General features: G+C 57.5%; 16 protein-coding genes. 10 read left to right on the top strand and 6 right to left on the bottom strand.

Annotation, left to right across the window (positions count from 1 at the left end; genetic code table 11):
- Positions 1 to 113: 113 nt before the first annotated feature.
- The 3 genes from I9185_RS17810 to I9185_RS17820 form a co-directional block, all read right to left on the bottom strand.
- Positions 114 to 2,402, bottom strand: a complete 2,289-nt coding sequence (locus tag I9185_RS17810; protein ID WP_210093748.1) for a glycosyl hydrolase family 28-related protein — start codon at positions 2,400 to 2,402, stop codon at positions 114 to 116.
- Between the two features lie 138 nt (positions 2,403 to 2,540).
- Positions 2,541 to 2,942, bottom strand: a complete 402-nt coding sequence (locus I9185_RS17815; RefSeq protein ID WP_171725082.1) for a DUF4864 domain-containing protein — start codon at positions 2,940 to 2,942, stop codon at positions 2,541 to 2,543.
- Positions 2,943 to 2,990: 48 nt separating this feature from the next.
- Entirely contained in the window at positions 2,991 to 4,565 is a 1,575-nt protein-coding gene (locus I9185_RS17820) for a lysine--tRNA ligase (RefSeq protein WP_210093749.1), read from the bottom strand.
- A 364-nt stretch (positions 4,566 to 4,929) separates the two neighbouring features.
- Here I9185_RS17820 and I9185_RS17825 point away from each other — a divergent pair, with 364 nt between their 5' ends.
- The 3 genes from I9185_RS17825 (at position 4,930) to I9185_RS17835 (ending at position 6,537) form a co-directional block, all read left to right on the top strand.
- Positions 4,930 to 5,655, top strand: a complete 726-nt coding sequence (locus I9185_RS17825) for a class I SAM-dependent methyltransferase (protein WP_210093750.1) — start codon at positions 4,930 to 4,932, stop codon at positions 5,653 to 5,655.
- Complete coding sequence (locus I9185_RS17830) at positions 5,652 to 6,026, top strand: EamA family transporter (protein ID WP_210093751.1); 375 nt, start codon at positions 5,652 to 5,654, stop codon at positions 6,024 to 6,026. The genes I9185_RS17825 and I9185_RS17830 overlap by 4 nt, the downstream gene beginning before the upstream one ends.
- Positions 6,027 to 6,114: 88 nt before the next feature.
- Positions 6,115 to 6,537: a tellurite resistance TerB family protein gene (locus I9185_RS17835; RefSeq protein ID WP_210093752.1), complete on the top strand. Its 423-nt coding sequence runs from the start codon at positions 6,115 to 6,117 to the stop codon at positions 6,535 to 6,537.
- Positions 6,538 to 6,556: 19 nt separating this feature from the next.
- On the opposite strand, the gene dacB is transcribed toward I9185_RS17835, so the two are convergent.
- The 3 genes from dacB to I9185_RS17850 all read right to left on the bottom strand — a co-directional run bounded on the left by dacB (position 6,557) and on the right by I9185_RS17850 (position 9,225).
- A complete protein-coding gene (gene dacB, locus I9185_RS17840) occupies positions 6,557 to 8,035 on the bottom strand; it encodes a D-alanyl-D-alanine carboxypeptidase/D-alanyl-D-alanine-endopeptidase (RefSeq protein WP_210093753.1) in 1,479 nt (492 codons plus the stop codon).
- Between the two features lie 66 nt (positions 8,036 to 8,101).
- Positions 8,102 to 8,722 carry a nicotinate-nucleotide adenylyltransferase gene (locus I9185_RS17845; protein WP_210093754.1) on the bottom strand — a complete coding sequence of 207 codons (621 nt, stop codon included), beginning with the start codon at positions 8,720 to 8,722 and terminating at the stop codon, positions 8,102 to 8,104.
- Between the two features lie 32 nt (positions 8,723 to 8,754).
- Positions 8,755 to 9,225 carry an MOSC domain-containing protein gene (locus I9185_RS17850; protein ID WP_171638071.1) on the bottom strand — a complete coding sequence of 157 codons (471 nt, stop codon included), beginning with the start codon at positions 9,223 to 9,225 and terminating at the stop codon, positions 8,755 to 8,757.
- Positions 9,226 to 9,361: 136 nt separating this feature from the next.
- On the opposite strand from I9185_RS17850, the gene ettA reads away from it, so the two are divergent.
- The 7 genes from ettA to rplP all read left to right on the top strand — a co-directional run bounded on the left by ettA (position 9,362) and on the right by rplP (position 15,251).
- On the top strand, positions 9,362 to 11,029 hold the full coding sequence (gene ettA / locus I9185_RS17855; RefSeq protein WP_210093755.1) for an energy-dependent translational throttle protein EttA: 1,668 nt from the start codon (positions 9,362 to 9,364) through the stop codon (positions 11,027 to 11,029).
- Between the two features lie 121 nt (positions 11,030 to 11,150).
- Complete coding sequence (locus I9185_RS17860) at positions 11,151 to 11,861, top strand: hypothetical protein (RefSeq protein WP_210093756.1); 711 nt, start codon at positions 11,151 to 11,153, stop codon at positions 11,859 to 11,861.
- A gap of 745 nt (positions 11,862 to 12,606) precedes the next feature.
- Entirely contained in the window at positions 12,607 to 13,449 is an 843-nt protein-coding gene (gene rplB, locus I9185_RS17865; RefSeq protein WP_170356688.1) for a 50S ribosomal protein L2, read from the top strand.
- Between the two features lie 3 nt (positions 13,450 to 13,452).
- A complete protein-coding gene (rpsS, locus tag I9185_RS17870) occupies positions 13,453 to 13,731 on the top strand; it encodes a 30S ribosomal protein S19 (protein ID WP_068348022.1) in 279 nt (92 codons plus the stop codon).
- A gap of 3 nt (positions 13,732 to 13,734) precedes the next feature.
- Positions 13,735 to 14,115, top strand: coding sequence for a 50S ribosomal protein L22 (gene rplV, locus I9185_RS17875; RefSeq protein ID WP_039538267.1), 381 nt, complete (start codon positions 13,735 to 13,737; stop codon positions 14,113 to 14,115).
- A complete protein-coding gene (gene rpsC / locus I9185_RS17880) occupies positions 14,115 to 14,825 on the top strand; it encodes a 30S ribosomal protein S3 (RefSeq protein ID WP_171638079.1) in 711 nt (236 codons plus the stop codon). The genes rplV and rpsC overlap by 1 nt, the downstream gene beginning before the upstream one ends.
- Positions 14,826 to 14,837: 12 nt before the next feature.
- The gene (gene rplP / locus I9185_RS17885; RefSeq protein ID WP_117872242.1) at positions 14,838 to 15,251 is read left to right on the top strand and encodes a 50S ribosomal protein L16; all 414 of its coding nucleotides are present in this window, start codon (positions 14,838 to 14,840) and stop codon (positions 15,249 to 15,251) included.
- Positions 15,252 to 15,378 lie beyond the last annotated feature (127 nt).

The raw sequence follows: 15,378 nt of genomic DNA on the forward strand, positions 1-15,378 counted from the left end.
CACATCAAAATGAAACGTCGCCTATTTCCTGCCGACCTTGCAAACCGGGTCTGTCATTTTACGGTCAGATCAGAGTGAAATGGCCACCCGTTTCGGGGTGGCCAGACAGCCTTTTAACGTTCCATGCGCATCAGAACCGAGGCCGTACCCTTCACATGCTCTGGCCAACGCAACAGAAAACTGTCGCCTGTCGCCCCCTGTTCGACCTCAACATGAGGCGCGCTGAAGACGTGGTTGTTGAACACCCCCGAGAGCACACCGATCGTCGCAACCCCATCGCAGCTTCTTGCTTTGCCGTCGAAAGGCAACTGCCCGTTTGCCGAAACAGGCCAAAGATTGGACACCGAGTTCTGCGTATAACGAACCCTCAACGGGTTTGCGGATTTCCTTGTTACGCCATGATACGTATTGTTCTGGAAGGTCACGTTCGAGTGCCTGTCTTTGTTCAAGTCGGCAAAGCTTGTATCCACCCGATCCGCTCGAAAGATTTCACCGCTCGTGGCACGGAACTTGTTGCCAGTCACGACCAGGCCATTGAGAAAATGCCCGGGCCCATAGGGACGAATGACGATGAAACTGAACCAGGACGGGGCCTGACTGGAATAAAAGATGTTGTCCGTGATGCTCATTGCACTGAACGAAAAGCCACTCGTGTAGGTCGGCGACGGGTCGCGTTCATTCGTCCATTCGACGAAACAGTTGTCGACATAATTCTCGGCGATAGTGGAACTGTTGTAGGTGCCGATCATGATCAAACCGGCCGTACGCACACCTTGCGGGATGCTATCGCCCTGAAAGACATGGTTGCCCAGGATCATGTTGTTGTCACCGCCCAGAACGGCGAAATGTCTGAAACGCACCGCTCGGTTGTGGCGCAACTTCACATCGTTTGAATTGGTATTCAACGCAATGGAATATCGGTCCGTGACGACAAGGGATTCTTCTGCTGACAGGAACTGGCAATTATCGATCAGCATACCCTTGCACCCCGTTCCGGTCGACGTGATCCCCCGGTTTTTCGGGCGGCTGATAAAACAGTCGCTCAACGAAAACGTACTGCCGGAGGCCGCCAAACGAATTCCGCTGCATCGGCTGTTGCACTGAAATTCGATCTGTTCCATGCCGAATTTCCGGAGCGTGCTGAAGCCGCTGAAATCCAGCAGGTACTTGAGTGAATAGAATGTGAAAGACTGGGTCCCCGAAGCCCCCACAAGAGGCGCACTCAGTGTGATCTCACCCGCACCGACATTCTTTGACCGTACATAGATTTCGCGCCCGACTCCGCTGCCGGCAACGTAGGACCCAACAGGAATGTTGGCGACATTCGCGACATTGGTCAGACGCGTTTTATCCGACGGATCATAGGTTGCAGTCGAGGTGAACGTTTCGGTATCCCACGCCGAACTGCTTTTGACATCAAACTGACCATTCCGGATCACGCGACGGGTTGAAAAACCACTTTGCTTGTTGGGAACCGCTGCGGCCATGTCGATCGGCGCGGTGACGGAAATCTTGCGACCACCCAAATCCAGCGAGTCATGATCCGAATTGTTCAGAAGGGCCTGAAACGCTTTTTTGAACGCCAGTTCTTCGTCTCCGAAAGCCGAGATGTAAGCCGGCAGATGGAAATCCTTTGTCAGCAACAGCATCTTGTCATCCGGCATGGTGACTGTGCCTTCAAAGTCCATTTCGGATGTCATACTGGTGTTTTCGGCCAGATGATAAGTCCCTTGCGGAACGTAAACCCGACGGCCACCCGCCGCCTGATCGGCCGCTTCAAACGCAGCTGAATCATCCGTCACACCGTCGCCGATGGCCCCATAGTCGCGCACATCCACAACACTGATCATCTCACGCAGGAAGACACCGGTGACATCCGTGATCTCCAGGTCGTCGACACGCACCAGCGCCCCATTCGCGCCCTCAATATCCAGACCAAAATGGCCATACAGGGCGGCCAGCCCCCAAGGCATGTCCACGCCGGGGCGTTTGCCGGTTCCGACAATCGCCGTTATTTCATGCACTCCTCCATAGCCCGACAGCTGTGTTGCAGGCCCCTGCTCCACAACACCTGACACATGCGTGTCCCCCGCGCCCCCGGCCCAGGCCGCTATGCGCACCGACGGCAAAGGGCCGCTGATCGCCTTGACCCGCGCTTTGATCTGCAAATAGCAACCTGGCAAAATCGGCGTCTGGCCCATGTATCGAAGCTGTTGGGTGGTTTGGACTTTCAGGATCTCCAGACAGCCACCAAAATCGGCATCCGCAGGCACGAAAACCCCCGTGCCGGATCCACCATATGTGGGCGAGCCGGGCGTTCCGTCCCCCGCAGACCAAACGTTCAGGCCATTCGCGAATTGAGGCGGCATGAAGACGATGCCGTCAGTGATTGCCTTGTTCATTGAAAACCCTTTCTAAATCGCGCCACGCCAATCTGGCGACGCGTCCAAACCCCGTGTCCAGGTCCGCCCCGAACGCGTCAGTCTGAATACCGAAAGAGAATTAACCACGGCTCATATCACCGTGACGTTGGTGTTGCCTCAGGCCGCAGGGTCAGCGTTGCCCAACAATTGGACGCCATTGATTTTCCAACCGCCTTCCAGAGGGATCATCTGATAGTCCAATATGTGCACACGCCCGTTTGCATCCGTGATCATCACCTTCTGCCACAAGGCTCCTGCAATTTCACGCAACTCCAGAAAACGTATGTCGGCAGGACGCCAGACCATCGGATATCCATTGCGCACCATCTGTCCGAAATTGTCGGGGTTCTGAAAAAGGCGCTGGATGCTGGGGCTGGCAAAGGTGAAGGCCGTGGCAAAATCATCCGCCTTGAAGGCCTGTATCTGCGCCGAAATGTTTGCTTCGATCTCTGCGTTTTGCGCAAACGCGCCCGACCCCAGCCCAACACTCAGGGATACAGCAAGCAAAAATCGACGCATGGGGCCACCTCCTGCAAAAAGAGTAGCCCCATAGGGGATCAGGTCAAATCAGACCAGCTCTCCGGCCAGCGCCTTGTCGATCAGGCCAATTGTCTCTGGCACACCGTACAGCGCGATAAAGCCGCCAAAACGCGGGCCCTGCGATGCACCCAGAAGCACTTCGTACAACGCCGTGAACCAACCGCGCATGGGGTCGAACCGCTCACGCCCGATGGAATAGACCACTGATTGGAGCGCCTCGTCCTCGGTCGGGCCATCATAAGCCTCAAGCGCGGCTTTCAGCGCTTCCAGCGCCTCGCGCTCCTGATCCGTGGGTGCGCGATGTTTGCGCGTTGGTTTGACGAAATCGTTGAAGTAGCGAACCGCAAAGCCCGCGGCCTGATCCAGATCGGGATGGCTTTCAGCCGTTGCTTCCGGCGCATAGCGGCGAATAAAGCCCCACAGCGTCTCCTTGTCTTCCGCGCCCGAGACCGACGCCAGGTTCAGCAACATCGCAAACGGTACGATCAGGGTCGATTCTGGAACGTCGCCACCGTGAATGTGCCAGACCGGGTTGTTCAACTGAGCTTTCAGGTCCTGCCCCGGATAGGCGCGCAGCTGCTGATGATACTCATCATAGGCTTTCGGGATCACGTCGAAATGCATCCGCTTGGCCGTCTTGGGCTTTTGGTACATGAAATACGCTAGGCTTTCAGTCGGCGCATAGGTCAGCCATTCGTCAATCGAGACACCATTGCCCGACGATTTCGAGATCTTCTGGCCATTCTCATCCAGAAACAGCTCATAGCTGAAATGCTCGGGCGCGCGGCCACCCAATGCACGGCAGATCGCGTCATAGATCTTTTCGTTGGTAGCATGTTCTTTGCCGTACATCTCAAAATCGACACCCAGCGCTGCCCAGCGCGCCCCGAAATCCGGCTTCCATTGCAGCTTCACGTTGCCACCGGTGACGGGAACGGTCCATTCCTTGCCGTCTTCATCATCGAATGTGACGGTATAGGTCTCTGCACACACTTTCTTCATCGGCACATACAGAACCCGACCGGTTTCCGGATGGATCGGCAGGAAAATCGAATAGGTCTGCTGGCGTTCTTCCCGCAAGCTTTTGAGCATGATGGCCATGATGTCGTCATAGCGCTCGACCGCGCGCTTCAGGATCTCGTCGAACTGGCCTGACCGATAGAAATCGCGTGCCGAATAGAACTCATAGTCGAATCCGAACGTATCGAGGAACCGGCGCAACATCGCGTTGTTGTGCTCGCCGAAGCTGGGGTATTCGCCAAACGGATCGGGAACCGAAGTCAGCGGGCGCTGCAAATGCTCTTCAAGCGCCTCCGGGTTGGGCACGTTGCTGGGCACTTTGCGCATCCCGTCCAGATCGTCCGAAAAACAGATCAGCTTGGTCGGTATGTCCGAAAGCGCCTCGAACGCGCGCTTGACCATCGTAGTCCGCGCAACTTCGCCGAACGTACCGATGTGTGGAAGGCCCGACGGGCCGTAACCGGTTTCGAACAGCACATACCCCTTTTCCGGAGCACCTTTCTGATAGCGTTTGAGCAACCGGCGCGCCTCTTCAAAAGGCCAGGCCTTGGACGACATCGCGGTTTCACGCAGTTCAGACATTTCAATGTGCTCCATCGGGGAAAATGTCACGGTCACCCCATGCAACCGGACCGGCCCCTCCTATTGTGCCAGTGCAGCATGAGTCAATAAAGCAGTGGCGCAATTCGCGACACACTGCGCCAAAAAACAGTCGTCCTCGGGCCGGTAGGGAAACCGTTTTTGGGCCCGCAAACACTCTGTCGGGGATATTTGCGCTGCATTTTCACCGCCCAGCCTTGCTCAGGCCACAATGGCGGTTCGATTGTTCCCCGAAACAAAAAAGACACGGGCGCGGGCGCAAACTTGACCAGGTTGTTTCGCACGCTTACCGGGCGGTGTTAGACAAAGGCGACACGGGGGTTTTCCCCGGACCAGAGGAAACGGGATGCGACGCGAAACCACCAACCGTATACGCTTTGTACTCGAAGATATCGTGCCGCCTATCCTGCGTGACAGCGCCGCGTTTCATTGGCTGGCATGCAGGGTTTGGGGCGACCATATCACGCGCCTTGCCGAATTCCGTGAACGCGCAACCTATCTGACGGATGACGAATACGAAAAGCTCTACCGCGATCATCCGCGCGTGCATCAGGGCACCGACAATTCCGAAGCCTGCATCAAGCGGATAGCAAGGGATATCGTTGGGCAAAGCATATGCGATATCGGCTGCGGCACCGGAGTTCTTTTGCAACGCATCAAAGCCGCCCGACCGGATATCACGCAGCTGACAGGGGTGGATTTCGTCGTCGATGATGCGGATGCAATCGACAATATCGACTATGTCGCCGCCCGGATCGAAGAGCTTCCGTTTGAAGACAACAGCTTTGACACCGTCATCTGCACCCATGTGATCGAGCATCTTCTGGACTACCGGCAAGCGATCGCTGAACTGCGTCGTGTCGCGCGAAAACGCGTCATTATCGTCGTCCCGCGTGAACGCGAAAGCAGGTTCACCTTCAATCCACATTTCAACTTTTTCCCATACACTCACAGCTTTCTGCGTGCCGTGCATCCCAGCCCGGACATCCATGTCTGCGAAGATCTGGGGCGCGACATCTATTACTGTGAAGACCGCCCCGAGGAAAAACCGGAACCGGAACTACAAGGATGACCCTGCCCGCCCCCACGACACTGGTCTGGGCTGGGTTGCTGTGCACACCAGTCATGATCTCAGCCGGGCAAATCCTGTTCAAACTGGCAGGAAACCGGATTGATGGGCGCGAAGCCACCGGATTGGCGGGCCTCATCCAGACGCTTTTCGATCCTTTCCTTCTGACAGCCTTTGCCATCTATGGCTCGGCAACGGTGCTGTGGGTGTATGTCCTGCGGTATCTGACACTGTCCCAGGCCTACCCCTTCATGGCCCTCAGTTTCGTTCTTGTGCCACTTGCCTCGCACGTCTTCTTCGGCGAAACACTTGGGCTGCGCTACTGGCTGGGGGCTGCGCTTTTGATTTCGGGAATGATGGTCATGAACACCTGATCGCACGGGGTGGATGAAACAAGGTGTTGAACCTGACCCGCTGCGCTCATATCGTGCGTCTTCGAACAACCCCAATCAGGACCATCCCATGACCGAGCAAGTGCCCCACCCGATGTCCCCGCAGGATTGCCTTGTGGCGATCATGGTTGCAGTCTCGGCCTCTGACGAAAACATCCGAACCGCCGAGCTGGTCAAGATCGAAGTTGCCGTCAACATGTTGCCGGTCTTTGCAGGATACGACAGTGATCGGACCCGTCGCGTATCGCAGATTGTTTTTGACCTGTTCGAACAGGAAGACGGGCTGGATGCGCTGTTTGGCCTGATCCGTGAAAACCTGCCCGAGCGTCTGAACGAAACGGCCTATGCTCTGGCTTGCGATGTTGCGGCTGCCGATGGTGCGCTGGCCGAAACGGAACTGCGCCTGCTGGAAGAAATCCGGTACGAGCTGAATATCGACCGTCTGCATGCCGCCGCAATCGAACGCGGGGCGCGCGCACGCCACACGGTCTGATCCGGGCAATCTACGGGTTTCAGCTTCCGTAGAGTGCGCCCCAACGTTCCAGCAAGGCCCGTTGCAGTTTCCGCGACCTGCGGTTCCAACTGCGCGCACCTTCAGGCCGTTCACGTTGTGCGCGTGGGATCTTGGCGCGATGGGCCACGTCCGCCGTAAAAATGGCAAAAGCCAGATCAACCCCGTCCGCCGTTGTCAGGAAACCGCCCAGCCCGGATACGAAGTTCAATGTCCCTGTCTTGGCATCGACCTTGATCGGGTGGTTCTTGACCGGCCGTCCATTGCGATCCGTCAAGGCAAATGGCTTCATCAATGGGCGCAATGCGCCCATTTTCCGGGCCGCGACAAGGGCCGCGACCAGATCCGCCGGCACCATACGCGAGGCATCGCCAAGACCGGAATGATCGACCATCGCGATCCCGTTCACGCCAAAGCTCTGAGACGCCCAACGGTTCATCTCGGCCGCCGACTCCGCCAGGTTGCGCGGGTCAACGCCCCGCGCTTTGGTTGCGGCCAGCCCAACCATCTCGGCCGTCAGGTTCGTCGAGTATTTCAGCATCCCGCGCAAAATACTGTTCAATGGATCGCTGCGATGCACCACAAGGTCGACGCCTTTTGGCGTCTCTCGTGTCACTTGCACCCGATTCAAAACGATTCCATTGGATCGGGCTAAAGTACGAAACACATCACCCGCGTATAATGCGGGCTTGCGCACAGGCAGCCAGCGCGCCCCGCCATTGCCCAGCGCGCCCTTGGCCACGGTCCAGCGGTCCTGCCGCGCACTTGGCTGATAGGTATAGATAGGCAAGCTGCGGTTCTCGACCCGCATGGCTGCCACATCCACTGCCGGCACATATCGTGCGCTGCGTGCATCCATGGTCACATCGTACCCCTTACCGGCACGCTTCCACTCGAAATGGACCCGATTGAAATTCAACGATATCCCGCTTACCGCCGGGCTGTACCCCACATGATCCGGCTGTCCGGGATCAATGCTGAACACGAAGGGCAGCGCCCCGTCATAGACCTTGAAAGCTCCTCGAACCTCGGTGATTCCGGCCTCGCGCAGGTTGGCCCCCAGCGTGGCCAGCGCATCCGTATCCAACAGCGGGTCACCCCCGCCTGCCAGTATCAGATCGCCATGCAGAATCCCGTTTTCAATTGGCCCATCTGCGATCAAACGGGTTTCGAACCGGTGGTCAGGCCCCAGAACGTCCAGCGCGTAAAGCGCGGTCATCGCCTTGCCGACACTGGCCGGGGGCAAGCCCGCACCTTCACCAAAAACCTCCAGCGGCATTCCGGTCGCCACATCCGCGACGGCGAAAACAACTTCGCCCGTCAACCCTGCGGCTGCAACCAAACGCTCGGCACCACTCAACAGCGCCGCACGCGCGCGCGGTCTGAGCGAGACCAGCGGCGCCTGCGCCAAACCAGTTGCCGGGATCAGAGACGCCCCCAATCCTCCCAGAAACTCACGACGTGAAAAACGACCAGCCATAGTTGGAATAAAATCCCACAGATCAAATGCGCGCAACCACTCGCTGCGATTATGCGCCGGGCAAGGCTATTCCGGCAACACTTCCGCGCGCCATTCGCCGCGCGTCCGAATCTCAGTGGAACTGACATCAACCATCGGCACATTCACGAAACACCAGGCCGGAGCCTGCGCCCGCCCCAAAAGATGCCGCGCCTGCCCGTCGATCCTGTACTTGGCATAGACCCGTGCCGCCCTGGACATCCGGGCAGATATCCGGTCGCCGGGCCGCGCGACCACACCGACAGGGACACTGTCCATGATCCCTCGCCAGTCTTTCCAGCGGTGAAACTGCGCCAGATTGTCCGCCCCCATCAGCCACACAAATCGGACCTGTGGATACAATCGCTGCAACACTGTCAGAGTATCCGCAGTCGCGCGTGTACCTGTGAGCGCCTCGATGTCCGTCACTTCGACACGCGGATGCTGCATCACATTCCGCGCTGCCGCCATTCGCTTGTCCATGGGCGCGGGCCCGCGTTCCTTCAACGGATTGCCCGGCGATACCAGCCACCAAACCCGATCCAGCCCGAACGCCTTTATCGCTTGAAGCGTGACATGCACATGGCCCTGATGCGGTGGATCAAACGACCCGCCGAACAGACCGACGACCTGCCCAGGTCGCGCATAGGGTATGCCGTACCGCTCCATACCCTGCTGATGTTCAGAACTGCGAGGCGTTGTCAATCAACAGGTTGCACCACATCACCCAGCCGAACCCGCCCGGGTCGCACGACTTCGGCGCACCATCCTCCGTGCCCACGCACGGAGGAATAGCCGCCTTTGCCCAGCGCTTCTTCCATCCGGCTGCACGGCGCACAAATCACGGTGAGGCGCAAAATTGCCTCGCCCACCTGCACCTCGCGCCCTTTGAGCGCCGTCAGATTGATCCCCGAAACCACCAGGTTGCGCCGCAGGATTTCAGGCGCAACCGGCCCCTGCCCCAGATACGACCCAATCGCCGCCAGATGCTCCTGCTGGATCAAAGTCACTGCTCTCTTGCCAACGCGGGCGCGGTCACTGATCAGACCGGCCTCAGTAATCACGGATTCCTCCAGTGACACCATCTCGGCCCGGCGCTCTGGTCGCGCTCCGATCCAAGTCACGCAACCGGGCTGCGCCCAACCCGCAATCAACTCGGCCAGTTCCGACATAACACCCCCATTTACAACGCACCCACACTATGCCGCCCGACCCAAAGACGAAATTCACAAAACCACCAGCTTGCCCCGCCCGTCCCGCTCGGATATCCAGCGTTTCAACCAAATTCCCCGACCCAGAGGACGCGACATGGCTGCCTATCAATATGTCTACCACATGCAGGGTGTCTCCAAGACCTATCCCGGTGGCAAGAAGTGTTTTGAAAACATCCACCTCAGCTTTCTGCCCGGCGTGAAAATCGGTGTCGTCGGCGTCAACGGCGCCGGTAAATCGACGCTGATGAAGATCATGGCCGGCCTGGACACCGACTTCACCGGCGAGGCATGGGCCGCCGAGGGGGCCAAGGTCGGCTATCTGCCGCAGGAACCGCAACTGGACGAATCCCTGACCGTTCGCGAAAACGTCATGCTGGGCGTGGCCGGGAAAAAGGCCAAGGTCGACCGCTTCAACGAGATCGCGATGGAGATCGCCGAGAACTACTCGGACGAGCTGATGGAGGAAATGACCACCCTGCAGGACGCGATCGACGCGGAAAACCTGTGGGATCTGGACAGCCAGATCGATGTCTCGATGGAGGCGCTGCGCTGCCCGCCGGACGACGCCGATATTGCCAATCTTTCGGGTGGTGAGAAACGCCGCGTGGCGCTGTGCAAGCTGCTGCTGGAAGCGCCCGACATGCTGCTTCTGGACGAACCGACCAACCACCTGGACGCGGAAACCATCGCCTGGCTGCAACAGCACCTGATCGACTACAAAGGCACCATCCTGATCGTCACCCACGACCGTTATTTCCTGGATGACATCACCGGCTGGATTCTCGAATTGGACCGTGGCCGTGGTATTCCGTACGAGGGCAACTACTCCGCGTGGCTGGAACAAAAAGCCAAACGGCTGGAGCAGGAAGCGCGCGAAGACAAGTCCAAGCAAAAGACCCTACAGCGCGAGTTGGAATGGATGCGTCAGGGCCAGAAGGCCCGTCAGGCTAAATCCAAGGCCCGGATCAACGCCTATAACGAGTTGGCGGAACAGTCCGAGCGCGAAAAGCTGACCCGCGCCCAGATCGTCATCCCCAACGGCCAGCGCCTTGGCGGCAAGGTGATCGAGGTCGAGGGCCTGTCAAAACACATGGGCGACAAGCAACTGATCGAAGGGCTGGACTTTGCCCTGCCCCCCGGCGGCATCGTCGGCGTCATCGGCCCCAACGGTGCCGGTAAATCGACGCTGTTCAAGATGCTCACCGGTCAGGAACAGCCCGACAGCGGCACCATCACGCTGGGCGACACGGTCGAGCTGTCTTATGTCGACCAGTCCCGCGACGACCTGAAAGACAACGACACAGTGTGGGAGGCGATCACCGGCGGTGCCGAGATCATCCAACTGGGCGACGCGCAGGTCAATTCCCGCGCCTATTGCTCGTCCTTCAACTTCAAGGGCGGCGACCAGCAGAAGAAGGTTTCGCTGCTGTCAGGCGGTGAACGCAACCGCGTCCACATGGCCCGCCTGCTGAAAGAGGGCGGCAACGTCCTGCTGCTCGACGAACCGACCAACGACCTCGACGTCGAAACCCTGCGCGCGCTGGAAGACGCGTTGGTCGATTTCGCCGGTTGCGCCGTGGTCATCTCGCACGATCGTTTTTTCCTCGACCGGATTTGTACGCATATTCTGGCCTTTGAGGGCGATGCGCATGTGGAATGGTTCGAAGGCAACTTCGAGGATTACGAAGAGGACAAAAAGCGGCGTCTGGGACCGGACGCGCTGGAGCCCAAACGGTTGAAGCATAAGAAGTTTGCGCGGTAATATATGGGGGCGGCTAGGTTGCTGCCCCCTTTTCATTTAACAATAGTTCAAGACTATGAAGAGATTCCGAGAACTTCGTTTCTGGTTGAAACATGCACTTTGGTTCGTACCCTGTGCCTACTTGCTGAATTTCATATATGCAATTCAGTCAGACCAATCAGGCGGCACATTTGGTGACACATTTGGTGCGGCCAACGCCCTTTTTTCCGGCACCGCGTTACTAATGCTAGTGCTTGCGGTGAGCTTGCAACGTGAAGAGCTTGAAGAAGTCAGAAAGGAACGAAATGACACTCGCAAACTACTAGAAGGACAAGAGGAGCTTAATGAGCTTCAAAAAGAAGCACTAGAAAGGCAGAATTTCACACAGACATTCAATTCTTTGCTGAACTCCGCGCTTCAAGAAAAAAACCGTTTGGCTATTCGCCCGGTCGTGGATGGAAGACTAGGACAGTCCGAGTATTCTAGCTCGAGTTTTTTCTGCGCAAGCCTTCTTGAAAAAGTTTCAGCAGGCGTCCGTACTGAACTGATACTTCAGGATTCAATAAACAAGCTGGCAAACAAGAATTTTTTCTATGTTTGCATGTTAGTCCATCTCACAAATCTGGTAGATCGGAACAATGAAGCCGAAGACATGGCTAGCTTACTGCGCTCTTTGTTTGACGAAGAGTGCGCATATTGTTTGGCTTGGTATATTGTCAAGTCGACTATACTAAACGAAAAGAATGACCACCTATTAGTTGTATTCTCGGCTTTCGAAATGATTGAGATGCTGGATGATGAGGCCCTAAATGGGTTTTTGAAGACGCGTCCGGAGTACGCTGAACTTGCTTAGCAAGCGTAGGATGGGGTTTCACCCCATCACTCACTCAACGACCCTACCTGAACACCCGCACGATCTGTTCCCGCGCACCAAATCACTTCCAAACTCCAACCTCTCAAATGATGGGGTGAAACCCCATCCTACGGCTCTCCGAACGCCCCTTCGGTGACCACATCACTCCACTCCGGATCAACCCGGCCTGCGCGAATATCGCGATAGATTGACGATTACGGCCAATCGGTTGGATGCTTCCCCAGCCCGCTCATGAATGCGGCCGCCAAGCAGCAGCGGCTCAGCCTAAAATACATTGGACTGATTGCAGGGGCAGCACCTTGCCAGATCGGTTTCCGCGAAACCTTCCGACCCGACACCAATAAACCCGGTCCCCGAGCCTTCCGATCGGGGCTCACTGCACCAGAGTTCACAGGAAACGATTTCAACCTTTTCTGCCAGGTCCTGTTCACGCTCTGAGAGTTCCAGCAACAGTTCGAACATTTCTGGGTTTAGCATCCAGGCCGTAAACCACAACGCGTTTGGCCAGGGTGCGGTTTTCACGGCCACAGAATTAGTTTGACACTCTCTCTTGTCACCCGGCCCCAACACTGCTAAACGCTCCCAATCTTACGGCCTCGGATTCGTTCCGGGGCCTTAGATATTTTGAACCGGGGACCTTCGGGGCCCTATACCCTTGGCACCTACGGGGGCCTCTCACATAGCGGGGAAATCCCCTGCACTTGCTAAACGGAAGACAGAAAGCATGGCACTCAAGTCGTACAAGCCGACGACGCCGGGCCAGCGCGGGCTGGTGCTGATCGACCGTTCGGAGCTTTGGAAAGGACGTCCGGTCAAGTCTCTCACTGAGGGTTTGACCAAATCGGGCGGCCGGAACAACACCGGACGGATCACTTCACGCCGCCGCGGCGGTGGCGCAAAGCGTCTCTACCGGATCGTTGACTTCAAACGGAATAAATTTGATGTCGCGGCAACCGTCGAGCGGATCGAATACGACCCGAACCGGACCGCATTCATCGCACTGGTAAAATACGAAGACGGCGAGCAGGCATATATCCTGGCTCCGCAGCGTCTGGCTGTTGGTGACAAGGTCATCGCGTCGGCAAAAGCTGACATCAAGCCGGGCAACGCAATGCCGTTCTCGGGCATGCCGATCGGTACCATTGTCCACAACATCGAGATGAAGCCTGGCAAAGGCGGTCAGATCGCACGTGCGGCAGGTACATACGCTCAGTTCGTTGGTCGCGATGGCGGCTACGCTCAGATCCGTCTGAGCTCGGGCGAGCTGCGCATGGTCCGTCAGGAATGCATGGCCACCGTTGGTGCCGTGTCCAACCCCGACAACTCGAACCAGAACCTCGGTAAAGCCGGTCGTATGCGCCACAAAGGCGTACGTCCGTCGGTTCGTGGTGTTGCAATGAACCCGATCGATCACCCGCACGGTGGTGGTGAAGGTCGTACCTCGGGTGGCCGTACACCGGTTACACCGTGGGGTAAGGACACCAAGGGTAAGCGTACCCGCAACAAGAACAAAGCGTCCCAGAAGCTGATCATCCGCTCGCGGCACGCCAAGAAGAAGGGACGTTAATCTATGTCTCGCTCTGTTTGGAAGGGTCCTTTCGTCGATGCTTATGTGCTTAAAAAAGCCGAAGCAGCGCGCGAGTCGGGCCGCAACGAAGTCATCAAGATCTGGTCACGTCGTTCCACCATTCTGCCCCAGTTCGTGGGTCTGACCTTTGGTGTGTACAATGGCCAGAAGCATATCCCGGTAAACGTCACGGAAGACATGATTGGTCAGAAGTTCGGTGAGTACTCGCCGACCCGGACCTATTATGGTCACGCCGCAGACAAAAAAGCGAAGCGGAAGTAAGTCATGGGCAAGGAAAAGAACCCCCGCCGCGTGGCTGAAAACGAAGCAATGGCGAAAACCCGCATGCTTCGCACCAGCCCGCAGAAACTGAACCTGGTTGCGCAAATGATCCGCGGCAAGAAAGTCGAGAAGGCTCTGACCGACCTGACTTTCTCGAACAAGCGTGTCGCGCAGGACGTCAAAAAGTGCCTGCAGTCCGCAATCGCGAATGCCGAAAACAACCACAACCTGGACGTTGACGAGCTGATCGTCGCCGAAGCATGGGTTGGCAAGAACCTGGTCATGAAGCGCGGTCGCCCGCGTGCCCGTGGCCGTTTCGGCAAGATCATGAAACCGTTCTCGGAGATCACCATCAAGGTGCGTCAAGTTGAGGAGCAAGCCTAATGGGACATAAAGTCAATCCGATCGGCATGCGCCTGCAGGTCAACCGCACCTGGGACAGCCGCTGGTACGCTGACACCAAAGATTACGGTGATCTTCTGCTGGAAGACATCAAGATCCGTGAGTTCATCCAGAAAGAGTGCAAGCAGGCCGGTGTTGCACGTGTGATCATCGAACGTCCGCACAAGAAGTGCCGCGTCACGATACACACCGCACGTCCGGGTGTCATCATCGGCAAGAAAGGTGCAGACATCGAAGTTCTGCGCAAGAAGCTGGCCCAGATGACCGACAGCGAACTGCACCTGAACATCGTCGAAGTGCGCAAGCCCGAGCTTGACGCGCAGCTGGTTGCCGAGTCGATCGCTCAGCAGCTGGAACGTCGTGTTTCGTTCCGTCGCGCAATGAAGCGCTCGGTTCAGAACGCCATGCGCATGGGTGCCCTGGGTATCCGGGTGAACGTCGCTGGCCGTCTGGGCGGCGCCGAAATCGCACGGACCGAATGGTACCGCGAAGGCCGCGTGCCTCTGCACACCCTGCGTGCCGACATCGATTACGCACATGCCGAAGCGATGACCCCCTACGGGATCATCGGGATCAAGGTCTGGATCTTCAAAGGTGAGATCATGGAGCACGATCCGCAGGCACGTGACCGTAAAGCACAGGAACTCCAGGACGGCCCTGCACCTCGTGGTGCTGGTGGCGGTCGTCGCTAAGGAGGGAAAGATATGCTTCAACCAAAGCGTACTAAATTCCGCAAGATGCACAAAGGCCGGATCAAGGGCGAAGCCAAGGGCGGCTCTGATCTGAACTTTGGCACCTACGGTCTGAAAGCCCTGCAGCCCGAGCGCGTCACCGCACGCCAGATCGAAGCTGCACGTCGTGCCATGACCCGTCACATGAAACGTCAGGGTCGTGTCTGGATCCGTATCTTCCCCGACACTCCGGTCACTGCAAAGCCGATCGAAGTTCGTATGGGTAAAGGTAAGGGTTCGGTGGACCGCTGGGTTTGCAAGGTCAAGCCCGGTCGCGTGATGTTCGAAATCGACGGCGTCAATGACGACATCGCCCGCGAGGCCCTGCGCCTGGCCGCGATGAAGCTGCCGATCAAGACCCGCGTCGTGGTTCGCGAAGACTGGTAAGCGATCCGGGGGTTTCCCCGTTCGTGATATATTTGACCCCCGTCGGGAAACCGGCGGGGGTTATCATTTGGGGGCGCTGCCCCCGCCGCGGCAAGCCGCGACTCCCCCGGGATATTTATGGCCAGAT

The sequence above is a fragment of the Ruegeria sp. HKCCSP346 genome (assembly GCF_017872595.1).
In the GTDB taxonomy this organism is placed as follows: Bacteria; Pseudomonadota; Alphaproteobacteria; order Rhodobacterales; family Rhodobacteraceae; genus Ruegeria.